Source organism: Algoriphagus persicinus (assembly GCF_035156415.1).
GTDB lineage: Bacteria > Bacteroidota > Bacteroidia > Cytophagales > Cyclobacteriaceae > Algoriphagus > Algoriphagus persicinus.
Map to the genome: position 1 here is coordinate 66193 of NZ_JAYEEY010000018.1, position 20762 is coordinate 86954.

At 39.9% G+C, this 20762-nt stretch carries 19 protein-coding genes; 10 read left to right on the top strand and 9 right to left on the bottom strand.

Annotated elements, in window-relative coordinates; all coding sequences use genetic code 11:
• Nucleotides 1–2: 2 nt before the first annotated feature.
• A complete protein-coding gene (locus U3A58_RS14800) occupies nucleotides 3–698 on the bottom strand; it encodes a hypothetical protein (protein ID WP_323824590.1) in 696 nt (231 codons plus the stop codon).
• A gap of 149 nt (nucleotides 699–847) precedes the next feature.
• Between U3A58_RS14800 and U3A58_RS14805 the strand changes: the two genes are divergently transcribed.
• Complete coding sequence (locus U3A58_RS14805) at nucleotides 848–2008, top strand: glycoside hydrolase family 5 protein (RefSeq protein WP_323824593.1); 1161 nt, start codon at nucleotides 848–850, stop codon at nucleotides 2006–2008.
• A 19-nt stretch (nucleotides 2009–2027) separates the two neighbouring features.
• Here U3A58_RS14805 and U3A58_RS14810 read toward each other — a convergent pair whose 3' ends face one another.
• The 4 genes from U3A58_RS14810 to U3A58_RS14825 form a co-directional block, all read right to left on the bottom strand.
• Nucleotides 2028–4028, bottom strand: coding sequence for an alpha-ketoacid dehydrogenase subunit alpha/beta (locus tag U3A58_RS14810; protein ID WP_323824595.1), 2001 nt, complete (start codon nucleotides 4026–4028; stop codon nucleotides 2028–2030).
• Between the two features lie 114 nt (nucleotides 4029–4142).
• A complete protein-coding gene (locus U3A58_RS14815; RefSeq protein ID WP_323824597.1) occupies nucleotides 4143–4718 on the bottom strand; it encodes a hypothetical protein in 576 nt (191 codons plus the stop codon).
• A 26-nt stretch (nucleotides 4719–4744) separates the two neighbouring features.
• Entirely contained in the window at nucleotides 4745–5713 is a 969-nt protein-coding gene (locus tag U3A58_RS14820) for a ligand-binding sensor domain-containing protein (RefSeq protein WP_323824599.1), read from the bottom strand.
• 11 nt (nucleotides 5714–5724) lie between these two features.
• Nucleotides 5725–6825 (bottom strand): ligand-binding sensor domain-containing protein, encoded by a 1101-nt coding sequence (locus U3A58_RS14825; RefSeq protein WP_323824600.1) that lies wholly within the window; start codon nucleotides 6823–6825, stop codon nucleotides 5725–5727.
• Nucleotides 6826–6943: 118 nt separating this feature from the next.
• Here U3A58_RS14825 and U3A58_RS14830 point away from each other — a divergent pair, with 118 nt between their 5' ends.
• Entirely contained in the window at nucleotides 6944–7834 is an 891-nt protein-coding gene (locus U3A58_RS14830) for a winged helix-turn-helix domain-containing protein (protein WP_323824602.1), read from the top strand.
• An 810-nt stretch (nucleotides 7835–8644) separates the two neighbouring features.
• Nucleotides 8645–9739 carry a hypothetical protein gene (locus U3A58_RS14835; RefSeq protein WP_323824604.1) on the top strand — a complete coding sequence of 365 codons (1095 nt, stop codon included), beginning with the start codon at nucleotides 8645–8647 and terminating at the stop codon, nucleotides 9737–9739.
• Nucleotides 9740–9994: 255 nt separating this feature from the next.
• Here the strand turns inward: U3A58_RS14835 and U3A58_RS14840 are convergent, their stop codons facing one another.
• Complete coding sequence (locus U3A58_RS14840; RefSeq protein ID WP_323824606.1) at nucleotides 9995–10291, bottom strand: type II toxin-antitoxin system RelE/ParE family toxin; 297 nt, start codon at nucleotides 10289–10291, stop codon at nucleotides 9995–9997.
• Entirely contained in the window at nucleotides 10278–10535 is a 258-nt protein-coding gene (locus U3A58_RS14845) for a type II toxin-antitoxin system ParD family antitoxin (protein ID WP_323824608.1), read from the bottom strand. Before U3A58_RS14845 ends, U3A58_RS14840 begins: the two co-directional genes overlap by 14 nt.
• Nucleotides 10536–10788: 253 nt before the next feature.
• Here U3A58_RS14845 and rimO point away from each other — a divergent pair, with 253 nt between their 5' ends.
• The 3 genes from rimO to U3A58_RS21865 all read left to right on the top strand — a co-directional run bounded on the left by rimO (nucleotide 10789) and on the right by U3A58_RS21865 (nucleotide 12641).
• Nucleotides 10789–12102, top strand: coding sequence for a 30S ribosomal protein S12 methylthiotransferase RimO (gene rimO / locus U3A58_RS14850; RefSeq protein WP_323824610.1), 1314 nt, complete (start codon nucleotides 10789–10791; stop codon nucleotides 12100–12102).
• A gap of 79 nt (nucleotides 12103–12181) precedes the next feature.
• Complete coding sequence (locus U3A58_RS14855; protein WP_323824611.1) at nucleotides 12182–12391, top strand: hypothetical protein; 210 nt, start codon at nucleotides 12182–12184, stop codon at nucleotides 12389–12391.
• 25 nt (nucleotides 12392–12416) lie between these two features.
• Entirely contained in the window at nucleotides 12417–12641 is a 225-nt protein-coding gene (locus tag U3A58_RS21865; RefSeq protein ID WP_416377309.1) for a type II toxin-antitoxin system RelE family toxin, read from the top strand.
• A gap of 234 nt (nucleotides 12642–12875) precedes the next feature.
• Here U3A58_RS21865 and U3A58_RS14860 read toward each other — a convergent pair whose 3' ends face one another.
• Both U3A58_RS14860 and U3A58_RS14865 read right to left on the bottom strand, forming a co-directional pair.
• Nucleotides 12876–14015 (bottom strand): 6-bladed beta-propeller, encoded by a 1140-nt coding sequence (locus tag U3A58_RS14860; RefSeq protein ID WP_323824613.1) that lies wholly within the window; start codon nucleotides 14013–14015, stop codon nucleotides 12876–12878.
• 115 nt (nucleotides 14016–14130) lie between these two features.
• Nucleotides 14131–14373 carry a hypothetical protein gene (locus tag U3A58_RS14865; protein WP_323824616.1) on the bottom strand — a complete coding sequence of 81 codons (243 nt, stop codon included), beginning with the start codon at nucleotides 14371–14373 and terminating at the stop codon, nucleotides 14131–14133.
• 213 nt (nucleotides 14374–14586) lie between these two features.
• On the opposite strand from U3A58_RS14865, the gene U3A58_RS14870 reads away from it, so the two are divergent.
• The 4 genes from U3A58_RS14870 to U3A58_RS14885 all read left to right on the top strand — a co-directional run bounded on the left by U3A58_RS14870 (nucleotide 14587) and on the right by U3A58_RS14885 (nucleotide 20759).
• Complete coding sequence (locus U3A58_RS14870; protein ID WP_323824619.1) at nucleotides 14587–15750, top strand: hypothetical protein; 1164 nt, start codon at nucleotides 14587–14589, stop codon at nucleotides 15748–15750.
• A gap of 314 nt (nucleotides 15751–16064) precedes the next feature.
• Nucleotides 16065–17060: an adenosine kinase gene (locus U3A58_RS14875; RefSeq protein WP_323824621.1), complete on the top strand. Its 996-nt coding sequence runs from the start codon at nucleotides 16065–16067 to the stop codon at nucleotides 17058–17060.
• Between the two features lie 203 nt (nucleotides 17061–17263).
• The gene (locus U3A58_RS14880) at nucleotides 17264–18592 is read left to right on the top strand and encodes a M16 family metallopeptidase (protein WP_323824644.1); all 1329 of its coding nucleotides are present in this window, start codon (nucleotides 17264–17266) and stop codon (nucleotides 18590–18592) included.
• A gap of 118 nt (nucleotides 18593–18710) precedes the next feature.
• Nucleotides 18711–20759: a M16 family metallopeptidase gene (locus U3A58_RS14885; protein WP_323824623.1), complete on the top strand. Its 2049-nt coding sequence runs from the start codon at nucleotides 18711–18713 to the stop codon at nucleotides 20757–20759.
• Nucleotides 20760–20762 lie beyond the last annotated feature (3 nt).

The window sequence follows — 20762 nt, forward strand, 5'->3', positions numbered from 1 at the left end:
TTTTACCTAAAAGCATCATACACCACTATCCCCACGGAAGCTGTAATCAGCTGAAGAGGGCTTTGACGTGGATTGTATTCAAATTCTCCATCGCCTTTATCCGGTAAATAGTTAGTGTCTTCTTTGGTTAAGAACCGCATGTTTCCTCCATCTTGATAGTTAAGCCTCAATTCAAGCTTTCCTCCATCAATGCCTGGGATTGGAAACTGAACACCTCCGCCGATCTTATATCCAAATGACCAATCTTCCATGTCTTTGCCTGCTTCTACTGGTTCCTCAAAAAAGGATGGACGTATTTTGAATCTTGAGTATAAGTAATTTGCTCCCGCTTGGATTTCAACGAAAGGCGTGATCCTGCTGGTCACAGAAGGTAGGTATCGGAATACAGCCATTCCTGAAGTGTAATTATTGTTTCGCCTGATTCTAAACTTCTCTATAAATCCGGGATAAAGATCGTCACGCACCTCTACCTTGGTGCCATATACTCCATAGACTAACTCTAATCCTACCTGAACAGGGTGATCCCTGAATTCATATAGTACTATCCCAGAAATGGAAGGGAAAAACAAATTATTTACTTCTTTTTTAAGAATAGACACAGGTACACCGCCATTTAAATGTCCTCCTGCAATAAAGAACTGTGCGAGGAGCGGAGTTGATAAAATGAAACAGATAAGGAAAAGTATAGGTTTTCGCATGGCTAGTATTTTGTATAACATACGGGATACCTATAGGAATTTGTTTAGTTGATTTGCAAAATCATGCTAGACGCGGTTATTTATTTTTTAAACTACTACCTGATCTGTAAGACTTTATTATCTTGAGCCTTTCAAACCTACAATAGCCCATGAATACCTCAGATTCCCGTAGGGATTTTCTTAAGAAATCAGCTTTACTCAGCACAGGACTAAGTTTGGCTGCAGGTTCTTCACTTCAGGCTTTTGCCGAAGTGGCCAAATCCAAAAACAAGTTGCCAGCCTGGAAAGGTTTTAACCTACTTGACTTTTTCTCGGATCATCCAGATCGAGGTAGGCCTACAAAGCCAGAGTATGTGAAATGGATAGCAGATTGGGGATTTGATTTTGCCCGCATTCCTATTTCCTATCCTAGCTATCTGGATATAGATCGATCCAGACCGATAAGACCGGATGAGGTGTTGAATTTTGATGAAAGTCGCTTGGAGAAGGTGGATGAACTAGTAGAGCGCTGTATTTCTCAAGGATTGCATGTGAGTTTGAATCTGCACAGAGCACCTGGCTTTTGTATCAATGCCGGTTTCGTGGAGCCTTATAATCTCTGGAAAGATCAGGAGGCCCAGGATGCATTCTGTGCACATTGGGAAATGTGGGCAAACCGATACAAAGGGATTTCTAAGAAGAAATTGAGCTTCGATCTGGTCAATGAACCCTATCAGCGTGCCGATCCCAATGATCAGCATAGTCCAGGAGGACCAGTGGATATGGTAGATTATCATCGCGTAGCTGAAGCGGCTCTTGATACGATTAAATCCGTGAAAAAATCGCGATTGGTGATTGCAGATGGAAATGGTGGAGGCGGCACGGCTATGCCTGAATTGGCGGATTTGGAGCTGGCGCAAAGCTGTCGAGGCTATCATCCTTTTCCGATTTCACATTATAAAGCTGGATGGGTGTATAAGGATCCGGAAAGTGTTCCGCCTGTAGATTGGCCATTGACACAAGGAGAAAGAGTGTTGGGAATCGATAATATCCGTGAATACTATGCTCCTTGGAAAGCCTTGATCGATCAGGGAGTAGGTGTGCATTGTGGTGAATGTGGTTGTTATAATGAAACCCCACATGAGGTGTTCCTTAGCTGGTTTGGTGATGTACTCACTGTATTGAAGGAAAATGAAATTGGCTTTGGAATCTGGGAATTTTCAGGAACTTTCGGAGTACTGAATTCTGGCCGAAAAGACGTGGAATATGAAGATTGGTATGGAGAGAAGCTGGATCGGAAGTTTTTGGAATTGCTCAGAGCTCAGATTTAACTTCTTTGAAAGGGAGAGTTTAATATGCAATCAATTCCTTCAGCTTATAGGTAAACCGTTCCACAGGGAGAAATTGATTTTCTAGTGCTGGCGCAAAAGGAACTGGAGTATCCAAACTTCCTTCCCGCATCACGGGAGCATCTAAGTATTCAAAGCAATGCTCAGAAATCCAAGCGCAGATCTCAGCACCGATTCCTCCCGTCTGGCAATCTTCCTGAAGAAAGATAACCTTTCCAGTCTTTTTCACAGTTGCTGTTACTGCTTCTTTATCCCAAGGCAAAAGAGTACGCAAATCCAGGATATCAGCAGAAATACCTAATTCTTCCACTGCTTTCACCGCCCAATGAACGCCCATTCCATAGGTGATAACAGAGACTTGATTTCCTTCTTGTGCCAAATTTGCCTTACCAACTTCTACTGTGTAATACTCATCTGGAATCTCAGAAATTATAGATCTATACATTCCTTTATGCTCAAAGTAGAGGTAAGGATTTGGATCTTCAAAGGCTGCATTCAGCAAGCCCTTGGCATCGTAGGGATTTGAAGGATAGACGATTTTCAAGCCTGGGGTATGAAAAAACCAGGACTCGTTGGATTGGGAGTGAAAAGGCCCAGCTGCCATTCCTGCGCCCGTTGGCATTCTGATGACTACATCTGCTTGCTGGCTCCAGCGGTAGTGAATTTTTGCGAGGTTGTTCACGATTTGATTAAAGCCAACACTTACGAAGTCTGCGAATTGCATCTCAACCATCGCTTTAAAGCCCCTGATTGACAGACCAAGTCCAGCACCTATAATTGCACTTTCGCATAGCGGAGTATTTCTCACCCGGTCAGCTCCAAACTGAGTTTTAAATCCATCAGTGATTTTGAAAACTCCCCCGTATTCTCCTATATCCTGTCCCATGAGAATAAGGTTTGGGTACTTTTCCATGGATTGGCGCAATCCGTCCGAAATAGCATCGACAAATCGTTTAGAGGATCTGGAGCCACTTTCTGAAGGTAAATATGTCTGCTGTGAAAATGGTGCATAAACATCTGCTAGCTCAGTTTCTAGAAGAGGCGAAATGGCTTGCTCGGCGAAAGCAATGTCTAAGGCTTCGTTGATGGCTTGTTTGACTTTTTTATTGATGCGTTCTTTCGCCATCTCACCAAGAACCCCGATTTCTTCCAAATAGCTCTCGTAGTTTTCTACTGGATCCAATTTGCTCCAATCTTCCATGAGCTGCCTTGGGACGTATTTAGTCCCGGAAGCTTCCTCGTGACCGCGCATTCGAAAAGTGATGGCTTCCACCAGAACCGGACGGGGATTTTCACGGATATCTTCAGCTAGTCTTTTGATCGCAGTATAGACTTCCAGTACATTGTTTCCCTGAATTCGAATCGCTTCCATTCCATATCCAGGTCCTTTTTCGGTGAAATGTTTGAACGCAAACTGTTCTTCACTTGGCGTAGACAGTCCATAGCCATTATGTTCTATCACAAAAATAACAGGCAACTTCCAGACGGCCGCCACATTCAAGCCTTCGTGAAAATCCCCTTCTGAACTTGCGCCGTCCCCAGAAAAAGCAACGGTCACTTTCCTTTCCTTAGCAAGTGTATCTGCCAAAGCTATTCCGTCTGCGATTGCCAATTGTGGGCCAAGATGTGAAATCATTCCCACTACATGATGCTCAATTGAACCAAAGTGAAAAGAGCGGTCCCGCCCTTTTGTGAAGCCAGATTTTTTTCCTTGGAACTGAGCAAATAGCCGTTCTAAAGGCATGTTTCTACCAGTGAAAATCCCAAGATTTCTATGCATTGGAAGGATAAACTCATCAGCTTGCAAGGCGTTTACAACGCCAATAGAAATGGCTTCTTGACCCCAGCCGCTAAACCATTTGGAAATGCGACCCTGGCGAAGCAAAATCAGCATTTTCTCTTCGATTCTTCTGGGTATTATAAGTGATTCATAAAGCTCCAGCAGCTTTTTGTCTGAAATATTTTTGCGGTCAAACGCTAGGGTTTGAATAGTGATTTCCATGGAATGATGATTTCCATTCTAAGTTACAGGAAGGAAGTAAAAAGCCAAAGGGTGAATGAGCATGTTTAAAAAAGCCCGAACTGCTTCAGGCTTGCACAAATACGTCGTTGAAAACTAATTGGCTTTATCGAATACGGTCGTCCAGGAACGCTCCCTGTCGTACATGTTTGATTTTGCTTTGGTCTGAACAGTAATAGACTTGCCATCATTGCTCAATTTCCAAACCTCTGTTACGTAAACAAGCATTTGTTCCCGAGGATGATTTACTTTATAAGGATTGGAGGCCATCAGGTGTACAGTTGAGTTAACAGTCATAGTTTGTCGATCAGCTGACCGCATCACGCTAAACTTCTTCCCTCTTTCCGGGCCATGGTTAATTTGGCTTTCTTTACCGTCGAAAGCCAGTTTCTCTTTGCTTGTAGCCAGAGCTGCGTCAGAAGACGGGTTCGGAACTTCTATGGTTAGAAAATCTGCCTGCTCTATTATTTTCATTGTTTTGGAGAGCATACGATCCCCCTCGTCATAGCTGCAAACAATATTACCGCCCATACTTATCGACTCATTTGATTTCCAAACACCGGAAAAGTCAGCGCGTTGGCTGTCATTTTTTTGTTGAGCCTGTACGGCTAAATAACTTGCCACTGTTAACAGGATAATCAGGCAGGCCAAAACTTTTCTTTTATTTTTCATATTCTATTAGAATTAATTTAGCGAATTCACTTCGACATTGTGAGGGTCTTTCCATCATAGCTAAAACGGTCAGATCCAATCCAAATACTTCCATCATCAGCCCCTAACATTCCAAAAGGCAGATTTCTACGCCCTTCATATTTTGTCTTTATTACTGTTACATGTGGCTTTTTATCAGACAATGACTGTTCATCATATCGGAAAATGGGACCACCTATACTAGTCAGGACGTTTCCTTTTTTATCTTTTATTATAACACCAGCACCCATCTGATCAATTTGGGTAAAGGCACTGCCGTCATAGCGCCAAAGACCATCGGCACCGAACCAGATATTGTCTTTTTTGTCTTTGATTATAGCCCATACGTTGCTGAAAGTTTTGCCGGTTTTATCGGTAAGAGTGGTAAATGTTTTTCCATCATAAAGGGTGATATCACCCCGTGTTCCAAACCAAATTTTTCCTGTTTTGTCTTGAACGATAGCATGAACATCATTATTGGTCAGTCCATCCGAGGTTGTAAAATTTCGAAACGATTTCCCATCATAACGGCTCACTCCACCACTGGTGCCAAGCCAAATAATGCCATCTTTATCTTCATAAATAGGCATTACCGAATTATGTGCAAGCCCATCCCGGGTTGTAAAATTTTGAAAGGATTTTCCATCGTAATAATAAGCACCTGAGCCATAGGTACCGAACCAAAAATTTCCTTTTCTATCTTCTAAAATAGAAAAGATGGGGACTGAGATCAGTTTACCTGTGATATTAGTAAACGATTTTCCATCGTATCGATAAACACCATCACTTGCAGCAAACCAAATGTTCCCATTTCTATCTTGCTTGATATCCCAAACGTTTGTAGTGATCGAGTCTTTGATTTCGGACTTGATAGCTATAGAGTTAATATTCTCTTTTGGTTCCTTCGTTTGGTTTTGTCCACAGGAGGTGTGACAAACAAGCATCAGGAACAGAGCATATACTTGTAGGTGTTTCATAATTTAGCTATTCAATGACCAGCGGCACTTTTAAAATCCGTGATGGTATTTCCATCATAACGATACAATCCACCTCCAGAGCCAAACCAAATATTTCCTTTCGCATCTTCTAAAATCCCCAAAAGCATTCCTGTTTGCGACATTATTTCGGTTACGGTGGGCTTTTCATTGTACAAGGACTCTGCATCATAACGTGAAAGTGCCCAGACGTTTCCATAGAGTTTGACTTCACCGGTAGTCCAGATATTTCCTTTTTTATCTTGGATTATTGAATAGGCCCCTCTCTCCGAAACGTGTGTAAAAGCATTGCCTTCTGCACTGAGCGAAGCCGAAGGGTCATAACGCCAAAGACCGTAAAGGTCACCGAACCAAATGTTGCCTTTTTTATCTTCAATGATTGACCAAACGTTGTTAAACGCCTTGCCATCTTTGTTTTTTAAAACGGTAAATCCTTTTCCTTGTCCGTCCCTATAGCTATCGAGATCGCCATTCAGACCGGGATCATAAACAAACATATTTTCGAGGTGAGGGCCAAACCAAAGCTTGCCCGTTTTGTCTTCAAAGAGTAAGCGAATATTGTTAGTGGGAAATCCATCTTCGGTTGTAAAATTTTTAAAAGATTTACCGTCATATCGGCTTGGTCCAAACCAAATATTACCGGCTTTGTCTTCAAAAATGTGCAGAACCATATTACTGGCAAGCCCATCCTTTGTTGTAAAATGTTGGAAGTTTGTCTCCCCGGCAGGTAAGTGATAAACCCCTGAATCTTTGGAAGCCAACCAAAGATTTCCTTTTCGATCTTCCAAAACATCCCAGAAGCTGGCGAAGCGGGCTGAAATTATTTTACTTGTCAGATTGGTAAAAGATGTTCCATCGTATCGAAACACGCCTAAGTAAGAAGCAACCAAAATGTCTCCGTTCCTGGCTTGCTTTACATTCCGAACCATACTCATCGGCACCCTGGAGCTGTCCGCCTCTTTGAGTTGCGACTCAGAGTATCCTGCATTATTCGACTTGATATTATCTTGTGGTACGTTTGTTTGCTTTTGTCCACAGGAGGTGAGAAAAGCTAACATCAAGAATAAAGTATGGACGGAATAGTGTTTTATCATTTTATCGTTTTTATTACCTTACAATTATTTGATTCAGCGAATCTACTTTGATATCTTCCGTCCGAAGAATCCTGATTGTAAAGAAGAATGTAAACTTTGTAAATAAAATTTTGACACGATGGATCTCCTGCAAAATCTCCTTTCCGAAAAACGCAACTACCTATTTGGATCGGTACTGCTTATTTTTATCTCTTTGGTTTGCGTGGGTTTCAGCATGTTGGGCAGTGATGACTTTGATCTTGCCAGGCAGGAAGTTCTACTTCGAAAAATCGGGCACGAACTACTCTTGCAATCAGGCGACAGTATATCACGGGTGCTTCCGGTAAAAAAGATCGCCGAAAATGAATATCAGATCAGTTTTGAGAATGAGCTTAGTTTTCAACCCGACACCCTCGTAAATACGATCCAACGTTTGTTAGCCGATGGTCCGTTTGCACGTGATTACGTTGTGAACGTAGTGAGCCCTGACAATACCAGTATAGTGTTTGGATATGCTATATCAAAAAACAAGAAAGATGACATTATAGCCTGTATCGGAAGAAGGCAACCTATAGGATGTTACAAAGTCAACATTCAATTTAAACCAACGGGTATCATTACTGCAAAGAATGAATATTTTTTGGGTGGTTTATTATTTTTGGGACTTGTTGGATTCATTTTTTTGAGATCTGTCCAGCCGCGGAAGACCTCACCCGATAGTCGGAATAAGGATTTGCTCACTTTGGGATCCATGTCATTCGATGCTGAGACCCGCAAACTCATGATAAATGGAAAGACTATCGACCTGACCAAAACTGAAACCCGTGTATTGCACATCTTTGCTTTGTCTCCTAACGAGGCTATAGAGCGGAGCCGGCTACAAAAAGAGATATGGGAAGACGAAGGGGTAATCGTGGGCCGCAGTCTTGATATGTTCATATCGAAACTCAGAAAAAAACTGGAGTTTGATCCGAACATAAACATTGTTGTTATACGAGGCAAAGGATATAAGCTTGAAATCAGCTCTTAAGAAGATTTTCCTGCTCCAAACTGATGTTGTTAGAATTCAATTTGGCATTTGTAAAATTCTTACCATGGCTTTCAACACTTGTAGTTAAAGCATCCCCGCTAACTTAGGGCATTATAGCACTATGACCACAGGTCTTCGGGGCTCTGCTATGATCAAATTAAGGGTTTCGTCGATCATATCAAGCTTGCTTTGGATATTTTTATTGGAAATAGATAGCACATGAGTGTAACCCTCCCGCCCTTACCCTCCGATTTTGAGCTGTTGGGTAATGGGTTTGAGCCTTCATACAAGAAGGGCAAATACCATTGGTAATGAAGATAAAAGCTGAATAAATCGGAAACCTAAGCTCAAAGGAATCACCAAGATCCCTATATCAGAATACCGTCTCAAAAAACGGTCGATTTATAGGCCTCTAATCTTAAACTGAATTTGGTATCTAAGTTTTGCCTCATACATAATATTTGGATGACTTTTTACATGTCAATGGAAAGCCATTGCTGACTTCTTTGGACTTATCGCTTCTGCATTTCCCTCATGAAATTTCGAATGAGCGCCTTGCGAAAATGCCCCGATATGAATCGGGGCGAAAAATAAATGCAAGGAGTTAAAAAGTTGCTGTACGTCTCAAAAGTAGAAAAAAGCGATTGTTCCAACTCATGAAGCGAGTTAAGCTTAGTTTATCAATATGTCCTGCGAAGTGATCTTTAGATAATATTGGCTAGGGATTCGAAAAAAAATGATAGATAATAAGCTGATGTCCAAAAGAAACTGGAAATTGGGAATGTAACATTGACCCAAAATCCATCACTTATGAAACCCAAGACCTTATTCTTTTTATTTGTCATTTATGTTTCTTCAATATTTGCCGCTTTTTCCCAAACTACCCGAAATACCACAGTCAGTATCTCTTCCGATAAATTCTATATCAATGATGAGTTGACCTATGCTGGGCAGACTTGGGAAGGAAATCCGATTGAGGGCTTACTGATGAATTCCAGGATGGTTCAGGGGATTTTCGATGACCTAAATCCGGAAACTGTCAAGAACTGGGAATATCCAGATACCAAGAAGTGGGATGCAGATCGAAATACTGATGAGTTTGTAAGCCAAATGGCAGAATGGAAATCCTATGGTTTGCTTTCGTTCACGATCAACCTACAAGGAGGAAGTCCCTTTGGCTATTCACAAGGTCAGCCCTGGATTAATTCTTCATACACAGAAACCGGTGAGTTGAGACTAGAATATTTCAATAGACTGGAAAGAATTCTTGATAAAGCTGACGAATTGGGAATGGTGCCAATTATAGGTTTATTTTACTTTGGCCAAGATGAAAACTTGAATGATGAAACAGCCGTCATCACTGCTGTCAATAGTGTCATTGACTGGCTTCATGCCAAAGCATATAAAAACGTGCTTATCGAAGTAAATAATGAGTGTAATGTGCGCTATGATCACGAAATTCTTCAACCAGAGCGCGTGCATGAATTAATAGAATTAGTGAAAAGCAAGGAGAAAAATGGCTATAGATTTTTAGTGAGCACAAGCTATGGAGGTGGTACAATTTCCGGAGAGAATGTAGTCAGAGCCTCCGATTATATTTTACTTCATGGAAATGGCGTTTCGGATCCGGATAAAATTGTGGAGATGGTTGAAAAGACTAGAAATGTGACTGGATATGTGCCTAAGCCGATTGTATTCAATGAGGATGATCATTTCAATTTTGATCAGCCTAAAAACAACTTTACTGCCGCCGTCTCCGCGTACGCTTCTTGGGGGTATTTTGATTACCGCATGAAGGACGAAGGATTTGAAGAAGGCTACCAGAGCGTTCCTGTTGATTGGGGCATCCATTCGAATCGGAAGAAAGGGTTTTTTGAGTTGTTGAAGGGGATAACGGGGTATTGAAGGAATTTAAAATGAAGAATTTGAAATTTAAAATGCCCAACATCGCTAAACATGAAGTCGGACTCTAACCTTTGAGGTTTTTCAAACCTCGAAGGTTTGCTAAAAGTTATCCTCCAACTAATAGAATTCTTATAGGCAGGATTAGAAATAGATACGACTTTATTGGAGGTAGTATGAAGACTGTAATGTGGTAAGTACAAGTCATGAGACTTGCGCTAAGTGGAATTATAGATACTGTTGTTGTTCCTTATGAAATCATTTTGAAAAATGCCTTTGATAATCCATGCTTTGATGGAGAACCCGGATGACATAGGAACCATATTCTGTAGTGAAATAAAAAATCATATGAGATTTGAAAGTCAGTCTTCGTAGTTCTGGTATTAATTCACTGGCATCTATTCCCATGAAATTCTGCATTGCGAGAGATTCAAAGGATTCATGTAAACCAAAAATGTATTTTTTGGCCTGTTTTAGCCCAAAATGTTCTATGCCAAATTCATATATGTTGGCTATATCTTCATCACACAGTGCGGATAGTTTATAAGCGCCCATCAGCTTTCATTCGCTCTTCTACTTCCTTCATGATTTCGGGAATAGCTCTCTCGCTAATACCTGAATCTATACCCGCTTGAATGGCAGCCTTTAATTCAATGAATTTGCTATTGCGTGCTTGATCTGAGCGGATAAGGTGCCGCACATATTCTGATTCGTTTGTGAATTCACCAGCTTCAATCTGAGATTTTATCCATTTATCCTGCTGATCCGTGAAGGTTAGCGTTTTTCGTATTGTTCCCATAATTACTCTTAATATACGTCGATCATCATACTATTGGTGTAATATAGCGTTATTTCTAAAATTTGTCAATTCCTATCTCTTGTAAACTTTAAGAATTATAGCAGTTCATATGCCCAATACATCAGGGCAGGCAGTACCTCACGATGAGGTGTTCTAAGACGTTTCCCTTTTTTTATAATTCTTAAATTATAAATTCAAAAAGTTGCTTCGCGCTTTTTTGTCTACCTTTGCAGCCTCAAAAAGTAGGAAAACTGTGAAAGCGAGAACGTTAAAAAAAGACAAAGTCAATATTATCACTATGGGTTGCTCCAAAAATCTGGTCGATTCAGAGGTGCTTCTTACCCAGCTTCGAGGTAACGGGATCAATGCGAGCCATGAGTCTGGAACGGAGGATAATAACATCATTATCATCAATACTTGCGGGTTTATCGATAATGCAAAGCAGGAGTCAATCGACACCATTTTGCAATACGTTGACGCCAAAGAGCAAGGATTGGTTGACAAAGTCTATGTGACCGGGTGTCTTTCGCAGCGCTACAAAGATGATCTAGAGAGGGAAATCCCTCAAGTCGATGCATTTTTTGGCACACGGGATTTGCCGGCAATTCTGAAGAAATTCAAAGCTGACTATAAGCATGAGTTGGTTGGAGAGCGATTGTTGACGCATTCTTCCCATTATGCCTACATGAAGATCTCAGAAGGATGTGATAGACCTTGCTCTTTTTGTGCAATTCCTATAATGCGAGGAGGCCATATCTCCAGACCTATCGAGGAGTTGGTGAAAGAAGCTGAACACAAAGCAGCTGGCGGTACTAAGGAATTGCTATTAATCGCTCAGGATTCTACTTATTATGGGTTGGATATTTACAAAAAGAGAAATCTTGCGGAATTGATGCGAAGGCTTTCTGATGTGAATGGAATCGATTGGATTCGCTTGCATTATGCTTATCCTACAGGCTTCCCTATGGACGTAATTGAAGTAATGAAAGAACGAGAGAACATCTGTAAATACTTGGATATTCCCTTGCAACACGGTTCGACGGATGTTCTCAAAGCGATGCGAAGGGGAACAACCCGTGAAAAGCAAGAAAATTTAATACACAGTATCCGGGATATTCTTCCGGATATCGCAATCCGAACTACACTGATCGCAGGTCATCCTGGAGAAGGCGAGAAAGAGTATCAAGAAATGGTGGACTTTGTGGAGCGAATGAAATTTGAGCGATTGGGCGTATTCACATATTCTCATGAGGAAAATACGCATGCCTATTCTATGGATGACAATATTCCACAGGAAGTGAAGCAGGAGCGTGCGAATAATCTAATGGAAATTCAGGAGCAGATTTCTTTTGAGTTGAATCAGGAGAAAATCGGAAAATCCTTCAAAGTATTAATCGATAAAAAAGAAGGCGGCCACTTCGTAGGCCGTACAGAATACGATTCTGTGGAAGTAGATAATGAAGTGCTGATCGATGCTTCGAAATACTATTGCAGAGTGGGAGACTTTGTAAATGTGAAAGTGACTGATGCAACAGAGTTTGATCTGTATGCAGAGGTGGAGGAATAATTGTAGTTTGGAATTCAAATAACAGTAAAAGCTAATCTACCGTATTAGCTAGAGTATTTCAAAATTGTTAACTTTCATCATGCTGACTATCAATCCAAAATATATTACAGACCAGGTTGGGAATAAGATTTCAGTGGTTCTTTCAGTGAAGGAATTTGAAACCATAGTGGAAATGCTTGAAGATTTGGAGGATGTGCGCTTGTATGATGAGGCTAAAAAGTCAGGAGAACCTGCCGTCCCTTTTGAAGAGGCATTTGAAATGATAGAGAGACTTCGAAAGGAAAAATAATGGCTTATCAGATAGCCATCAAGAAATCAGTGATAAAGTCTCTAGCCAAGATTCCAGAACCCTATTTTCTACTTTAAGGTCAGTAATTTTTAATTTGGCTGATGTCCCCAGACCCAATGGTTGTAAGAAATTGAAAGGTAAAGAGGCCTATAGAATTCGTGTCGCTGACTATAGAGTGGTCTATGAAATCCATGATAAGATTCTTTTGAAGGCAGCTTTATTTCTATCTAAAAAAACACAACGTTTTTAATTGTATATTTGATGCTAGCCTAGGTATGTTTTATTACCAGTAGTATCTAAGGAACTATTTTTTGAAATATAGCTAAATATCTATTTTCCTTCCTTAGGAGAGGGGGTAAAGGTAAAATTCGAAGAATAATTTATCTGAAAGTCATTTCAGTTATGGTTTATCATTTAATAGGATGGTTTTTTGAAATACAAAAATAATAGTTAATAATGTCAATACAATTTTTTTAGAGTGGATTTATTTTTTTAAGTAATACTTAGTAAGAACGACAGGCGAATTGATTGTTAAATCTTTTGCGAAATCATAAAAATGACTGTCCTCTTTAAAGTTTCCATTTTCGAAGTGCTCAACTAAGTAAGGTGCTTCAATGGTAGAGATTATAAACCCATCTTTCAGAATTACAGGCATAATCCATTTATATCCATCATCTATATCATTTGTTAATTCCGAAAAAATAATGCTTTCTTTTTTTTCTTTGTAATATATAATATTGGAAAATAATCCATCATTTATAATTCTTGTCACAATATGATTTTTATCTTCTAATAAATTTGCATGATGATAATAGAATTTTTTCCGTTGTTCTGGAGATAGTACACCTTTTGTATTTGTTAAAACATCAAATGGTAAATACTCTTTATCGCCGTCAAAGAAATGCTTTCTAATTATTTCTCCATTTTCGCTGTATGTATATATCGTGTCAAGAAAATTTGTTGAAAAAAGAATTTTTCCATCTTGAAAATTTAGGTTATTTCGCTCAGTAAAAAAAGGTATTTTGACATCTTCTACAGGTGATGGAATTCGTATGATTTCATTCGTTATTACATTCCATGTCCATAATATTGATATATTGTCTGGGCCAACGAGGTCTTTATTTATTGCGCTAGGCCTGTATGCCATATAAGTGTTTTTATTTATGTGCTGAATTTTGGTGATTACCCCTGGGAGTTTAAATTCATCAATGAAATTTCCTTGATAATCATAGCGGATTAATTTCCGAAAGGACAAAATGTCAATAGTTTTGTTATCCCTATTTATTGTAAAATCATGGATAGCTAGGTATTCACCTGGCCCCTCGCCGTATTTTTGTATATTCGCGACAAAACTCATGTCAGTATTGAGGATCGATATGGTCTGAGAGATTTCATAATCTGCGAAAAAATATTTATCATCAAATATTTGTGCTTTGTCTATTTTTACTACACTTGCTTCTTTAGGGAATGAGAAATACTCAATTTTAGAAATGAAAGAGCTTAATAATTCTTCAGTATTATTTGGAACTGGTATAGGAATAGATGATTCATTAGTTACTTTAATTTCTGATTCGCAAGAAAACAAAAAGTAGAGTAAAGTACTTAAGAAAAGTGATTTATACATGTTGGTGAAATATTATTAAAAGGAAGGAGATATTAATCTCCTTCCTGGAGATAGATTTGGATAAAAACCTAATTCTAGTGATTTTGCCAATGTTGCAAAGAAATCCCTTTTTATTTTAATATGGGTAGGCGTTTGGACATTTTTCTTCACATGGGATTTGTTCAAACACTATGCAGTAATCACCACCTACATATCTACATTTAATCACTACAGCTTGACAAGCTCCACCTGAGGAGAAGCCACAATAGTCATTCTCTTCATACCATGGATAATCTTGTAATGCAAATACATCTGTAGGAATAAATAGGCTCAAAGCTCCTCCTACTACAATTAAAATGGATACAAATAGTTTTTTCATAATTTTATCAATAGTTATTGTGAAACATAATTTAATTACAAAATTTGTAAAGGAGTTTAACTGTGTTCTTCCAGGGGGGGGGGGGTATTTTTTGACAAGCGGTTACAAGAGATTTGTTTTGGTTTAATTTAACCCAGCTTCTAGACAAGCAAGACAACTCATCTTTTGCCCTTTCACACGATCTACCTAATTTAGCATTCTAAAATCACCCGAATGCAATTGATCGAAGTTACCACGCCTGCCCATCAGAAAGAGTTCATCGAGATGGCGGTAAGGTTGTATAAAAACGAAATAAATTGGATCAGGCCTCTTGACGCGGATATCGAGGGGCTTTTTCATAAAGAAACGAATAAGCTTTTTCGGAATGGGGCAAAGGCCATGCGCTGGCTTTTACAAAATGATAAAGGCGAAACTATCGGACGTGTGGCGGCTTTTATCAATCCAAAAATGAAGGAAAAGCAACCAACTGGTGGCTTGGGTTTCTTTGAATGTATCAATGATCAGGACGCTGCTTTTTTACTTTTCGACACGGCAAAAACATGGCTGGAGAGCGAGGGGATGGAGGCCATGGATGGCCCTATCAACTTCGGGGAACGCGACAAATGGTGGGGATTACTTGTGGATGGATTCACCGAACCAAACTATAACATGCCGTGGAACTTCAAGTACTACCAGAAGTTCTTTGAGGATTATGGTTTTGAGATTTACTTCAAGCAATTTACCTATGCTAGACCTGTACAGAATTTGGGGTTTGATGAGAAAATGATAGCCAGGGCAAAGGTAATTATGGATGATCCGGATTACGACTTTCATTACCTGAAGGGAAAGGAGTTGAAAGAGAAGGCTCCTGAATATTTCATGACAGTATATAATAAAGCCTGGGCACGTCATATGGGTAAATCACTTGCGCTGAAAGAAGCACAGATGATGTTTGCTAAGATGAAGCCCATTATCGATGAAAAGTTGATTTACTTCGGGTTTTACAAAGGTGAGCCTGTTTCATTTTTCATTCAGATTCCAGAAATCAACCAGCTCTTCAAGCATGTGAATGGAAAAATGGATTTGATCGGTAAACTTAAATTTCTTTGGTATAAGACCTTTTCACCACCTAACAAAATGCTCGGTCTGGTGTTTGGTGTAGTGCCCGAGCATCAAGGTAAAGGAGTAGAAAGTGCAATGATTATCACCTATGATAAGATGAGTGGCAAACCTTCCTTTCCCTACAAAACCATAGAGATGAACTGGATCGGGGATTTCAATCCCAAGATGATGCGTGTTTGTGAGCAGCTTTTGGCAGAGATTTACAAGACTCACCATACTTATCGCTACTTATTTGATCGGACTAAGCCTTTTGAGAGGCACCGTATTTTCGATTGACGATTTACGAAGTACGATTTGCGAGCCGAAAAGTAGTGTTGGGAATAATTTTCCAAAATATCGAATGAAGAATGTTGAATTTTGAATAAAGAATTTAAGCCAACCTCTTAGCTCAATCTTTCAATTTTATAATAAATGTATATCCATAATTGCACCAGTAAAAAATAATAAACGACCTCATGTATGGTAAACACTAGTTTCACAGCTACTTCGGTCACCCGTCTTCGGTCTTCTAGCTTTTAAATCAAGGATGCTAAGTTTACTGTCATAGTTGCAGCTATAATAAATTTAAATTTTCCAATTCTGAATAAAAAATGAAAAAATACGATGTAACAGGCATAGGAAATGCCTTAGTAGATATTGAGTTTAAAGTAAAAGATCAGTTTTTCACTGATAATGCTGTGGAGAAGGGCTTAATGACTTTGGTGGACGAGGATCGCCAAAATGCTTTAATGCAGGTGATCAATACCGAGCAGGCCAAAAAACAATGCGGCGGATCGGCAGGAAACACAGTCATTGCAGTTTCTCAGTTTGGAGGTAAAGCATATTATTCTTGCAAAGTGGCCAATGATGAACTAGGTCATTTCTACATGAATGACATGAAAGATGCTGGTGTTTCGCACAATCTCAGTGAAACCAGTTTGGCTGACGGGATAACGGGTAAATGTCTTGTAATGGTGACTGAGGATGCAGAGCGGACTATGAATACGTTTTTGGGAATCACTCAGACTTACTCTACCGCTGATGTCAACGAAGTAGCAATCAAGGATTCTAACTATTTATACATAGAAGGATACCTGATTACTTCTGAGAATGGCAAGGAAGCAATGATCCATGCCAAAAAAATAGCAGAGGAAAATGGTGTGAGGGTGGCATTGACATTTTCTGATCCAGCTATGGTGAAGTATTTCAAAGAGCCCATGGCTGAGGTAATCGGAGCCAGCGTGGATTTGCTTTTTGCAAATGAAGAGGAAGCAATGATTTTTACTGGAAAGGATAATCTATCGGAAGCGAGGGAAGAAATGAAGAAATTAGCTAAGCACTTTGTGATCACACAAGGGAAAAACGGAGCCTTGATCTACGACGGAGATACGTTCATTGATATCGAGCCCTATGCTATCACGGCGATAGATACCAATGGAGCAGGAGATATGTTTGCGGGAGCTTTTATGTATGGAATTACTAATGGCCACAGTTATGCCTCAAGCGGAAAACTTGCATCCATGGCGAGCTCGAAGATCGTAGGGCAATTCGGGCCTAGGTTACAATGGCATGAGGCAAAAGATATTTTAGCTAGATTGAATCCTTAAAATAAGACCCTGAAAATTTAATTTTCAGGGTCTTATTTTTTATTAATATTTTATCCTAAATTTTTAGATTACGATTAATTAGTTTTTTTTAAGGTAAAATTGTGATGAATGGGTTTATCAGCGTTGAATTAGGCTTTTGAAAAGACTGTGTTGATAGATCTTCTTCTAGAATAATGAATGAGAATAAATTCCAACATATTATGATGAGAAAACTTACTGCTTTGGGGTTAGTGGCAGGAATGCTAAGTGTTCAGGCTCTTGCACAAACCAAAATTGAGTTCCAGGAATTTGACTTGGACAATGGGCTGCATGTGATCATGCACCAGGACAACACCACGCCGATTGTGGTGACTTCAGTTCTTTATCATGTAGGATCTAAGAATGAGCAACCAGACAGAACTGGTTTTGCTCATTTCTTTGAGCATTTGATGTTTGAAGGAACTGAGAATATCGAACGTGGAGAATACATGAATATCATCCAAGCACATGGTGGTACGCTGAATGCCTATACTTCCAATGACATCACTTACTATTATGAGTCCTTGCCTTCCAATGAATTGGAGCTGGCGCTTTATATGGAAAGTGAGCGGATGCTTCATTCGAAAGTAGATCAGACGGGAGTAGAAACTCAACGTGAGGTGGTAAAAGAAGAGAAGCGTCAGAGCTATGACAACAGACCTTATGGTAGTATTTTAATTGAAACTCTGAAGAGAGCCTATACCGAACATCCTTACCGTTGGGCTCCTATTGGTTCACTGGATGATTTGAATGCAGCTTCAATTGAAGAATTTCAGCAATTCTACAAGGATTTCTATGTGCCAAACAACGCTACATTGACGATTGCCGGTGATATTGATTATGAGCAAACAGAAGAATGGGTGAAAAAATATTTTTCAGAAATCCCAAAAGGAACAAGGCCTATCTATAGACCTGAGATAGAAGAGCCGAAAAAAACTGAAGAGATCAGAGATATCGTTTACGATAACATACAGATTCCCGCAGTGATTCAGGCATACAATCTTCCACCTAAAAATGACGCTGATTCTTATGCGATGTCTATGCTTTCCACCTATCTGACGGGAGGAAATTCATCCTTAATGACAAAGGAACTTGTAGATAAGCAGCAGAAAGCCTTGGCTATTGCAGCAATTCCACTAGAACTTGAAGATGGTGGGATATTCATTATGTATGGAATTACCAATATGGGAGTAGAGCCAAATGATCTGGAAACAGAAATTGATAAGCTTATTAAGCAAGTTCAGATAGAAGGGATCTCAGATAGTGATTTTGAGAAGCTTCAGAATATCATGGAGAACAATATTGTAAGTGGAAACTCCTCTATGGCAGGGGTAGCAGAAAATCTAGCCGAAGCTCACGTGATGTTTGGTGGAGCTAACTATGTAAACAAAGTAATGGAATCGTACAGCAAAGTTACCAAGGCTGATTTACAACGTGTAGCCAAAGAATACTTAACGCTAGATGGTCGGGTCGTTTTGTATTATTTGCCAAAGCCTGCAGAACCAGCTCAGTAATTGATTCACCTTAACAATCGAAATGACATGAAATCGAGCATGGCGGGAAGGACCAGAAATGGGATGATTATTTACCATGGGAGATTCCATGTCACCTTTGAAAGAAAATTATAAAGACATGAAAAAAATAACAATATCTTTTGTTTTGACCCTTTTGGTGTCTGTCGCGAGCTTCGCTCAGGTGGACAGAAGTCAGTTTCCAAAAGCAGGGCCAGCGCCTATAATAAAAATTGGCGAGGCAGAGACGTTTACCCTGGACAATGGACTGAAAGTTTTTGTAGTGGAAAATGATAAACTTCCACGGGTTTCTTTCACTTTAGTATTGGAAAGAGATCCTTTATTTGAAGGCGACAAAGCTGGTATGACCGGATATGTTGGTCAAATGATGAAGGCGGGAACTACTACCCGTACCAAGGATCAGATCGATCAGGAAGTTGATTTTATAGGAGCCAATCTTGGAGTCTCCTCTACTTCTATTTCTGCTTCCTCATTGAAGAAACATCAGAGTAAAATTCTTGATTTGATGGCTGATGTGCTTTATAATCCAGTTTTCCCAGAAGAAGAATTGGAGAAATTAAAGAAACAGTCACTCACTGCCTTAGCTACCAGCAAAGATGAGCCAAATGCAATTTCAGGAAGACTGTCAAGTGCTATGGTTTATGGAAAGGATCATCCGTATGGGGAAGTTAACACCGAAGAATCACTAAGTAATGTGACCGTTGAGGATTTGAAAAAATATTATGAGACCTTCTTCAAGCCAAATATCGCATACCTAGCCATTGTAGGGGATATGAGTAAATCAGAGGCTGAGGAAGTAGTAAATAAATATTTTAGTGACTGGGAGCCCGGCGATGTGCCAAAGTTTACTTATGATTCTCCAGACCCAGCTAGCAAAAACATAGTAGGCTTGGTGGATCGCAGTTCTTCTGTGCAAACCGTGATTGATATCGCTCAGCCGATTGATTTGACACTTGGTGACGAGGATTATATCTCTAGTAGAGTACTAAACCAGATATTTGGTGGTGGATCATCTTCTAGGCTTTTTATGAACCTTCGTGAAGACAAAGGCTACACTTACGGGGCATATTCTTCTTTCGCTGCTGATAAACTTATTGGAGAATTCTCCGCTAGTGCTTCTGTACGTACGGAAGTGACAGATTCCGCTGTGGTAGAATTTATCTACGAAATCAGGCGGCTAATAGAAGACGGGGTGACCCAGGAGGAATTGGATAAGGCGAAGGCGAACCTTGCGGGTTCCTTTGGCAGGTCGCTAGAAAGCCCCGCGACGATTGCAAACTTTGCTTTAAATATCGAAAGATATGATCTTCCAAAGGACTATTACGAGACGTATTTGCAGAAAATGAATGCATTGACCGTAGAGGACATTAACCAAACTGCTGATAAGCTAATAGACCCTGACAAGCTTTACATTATGGCCGTAGGCAATGGTGCAGCGATCAAGGATAAATTGGCCCAATTTGGAGAGGTTGTTATGTATGACAATATGGGCTTTCCAGCTAAAGAAATGGCGGCGGTGGATGCAGATATGACTTCTGAAAAAGTTATTGCAAATTACATAGATGCAATCGGAGGAGAGAAAAATGTTAAAGCCATTAAAGCTGCAAAAATAGAAATGCAAGCAGAAGTGATGGGGACGCAGCTGACTATAACATTGATCCATGACGATGCGAATATGCGCTTTGCACAGCAGACCCTTGTAGGCGGTAATGTGATGCAGACCTCGGTAGTTAAAGACGGAAAGGGTACAGCAAGTGTGCAAGGTCAGTCTATTGCTATGACAGACGAGCAGGTAGATGCGGCAAAGTTGGGCACATACTTTTTACCTGAACTTCATTATGAAACAATGGGATATACCTTAAAGCTAGACGGAATCAAGGATGTGGAGGGAACTCCTGCGTACAAGGTAATTGTGACCACTCCTATGGGTTCTACCGTGACCAACTATTACTCAGTAGAGTCCGGATTGAAGATCAAGAATGAGAATCCTATTTCAGGGGATACTTTCTACAGTGATTACCAGGAGAAAAATGATGTTTTGATTCCTATGACACAGACGATCAAGTCAGCGATGATTCCGGTGCCACTTGAAGCTAAAATTACTAATCTTGAAATTAACCCTGAATTGACTGCAGCGGATTTTAACTAAACA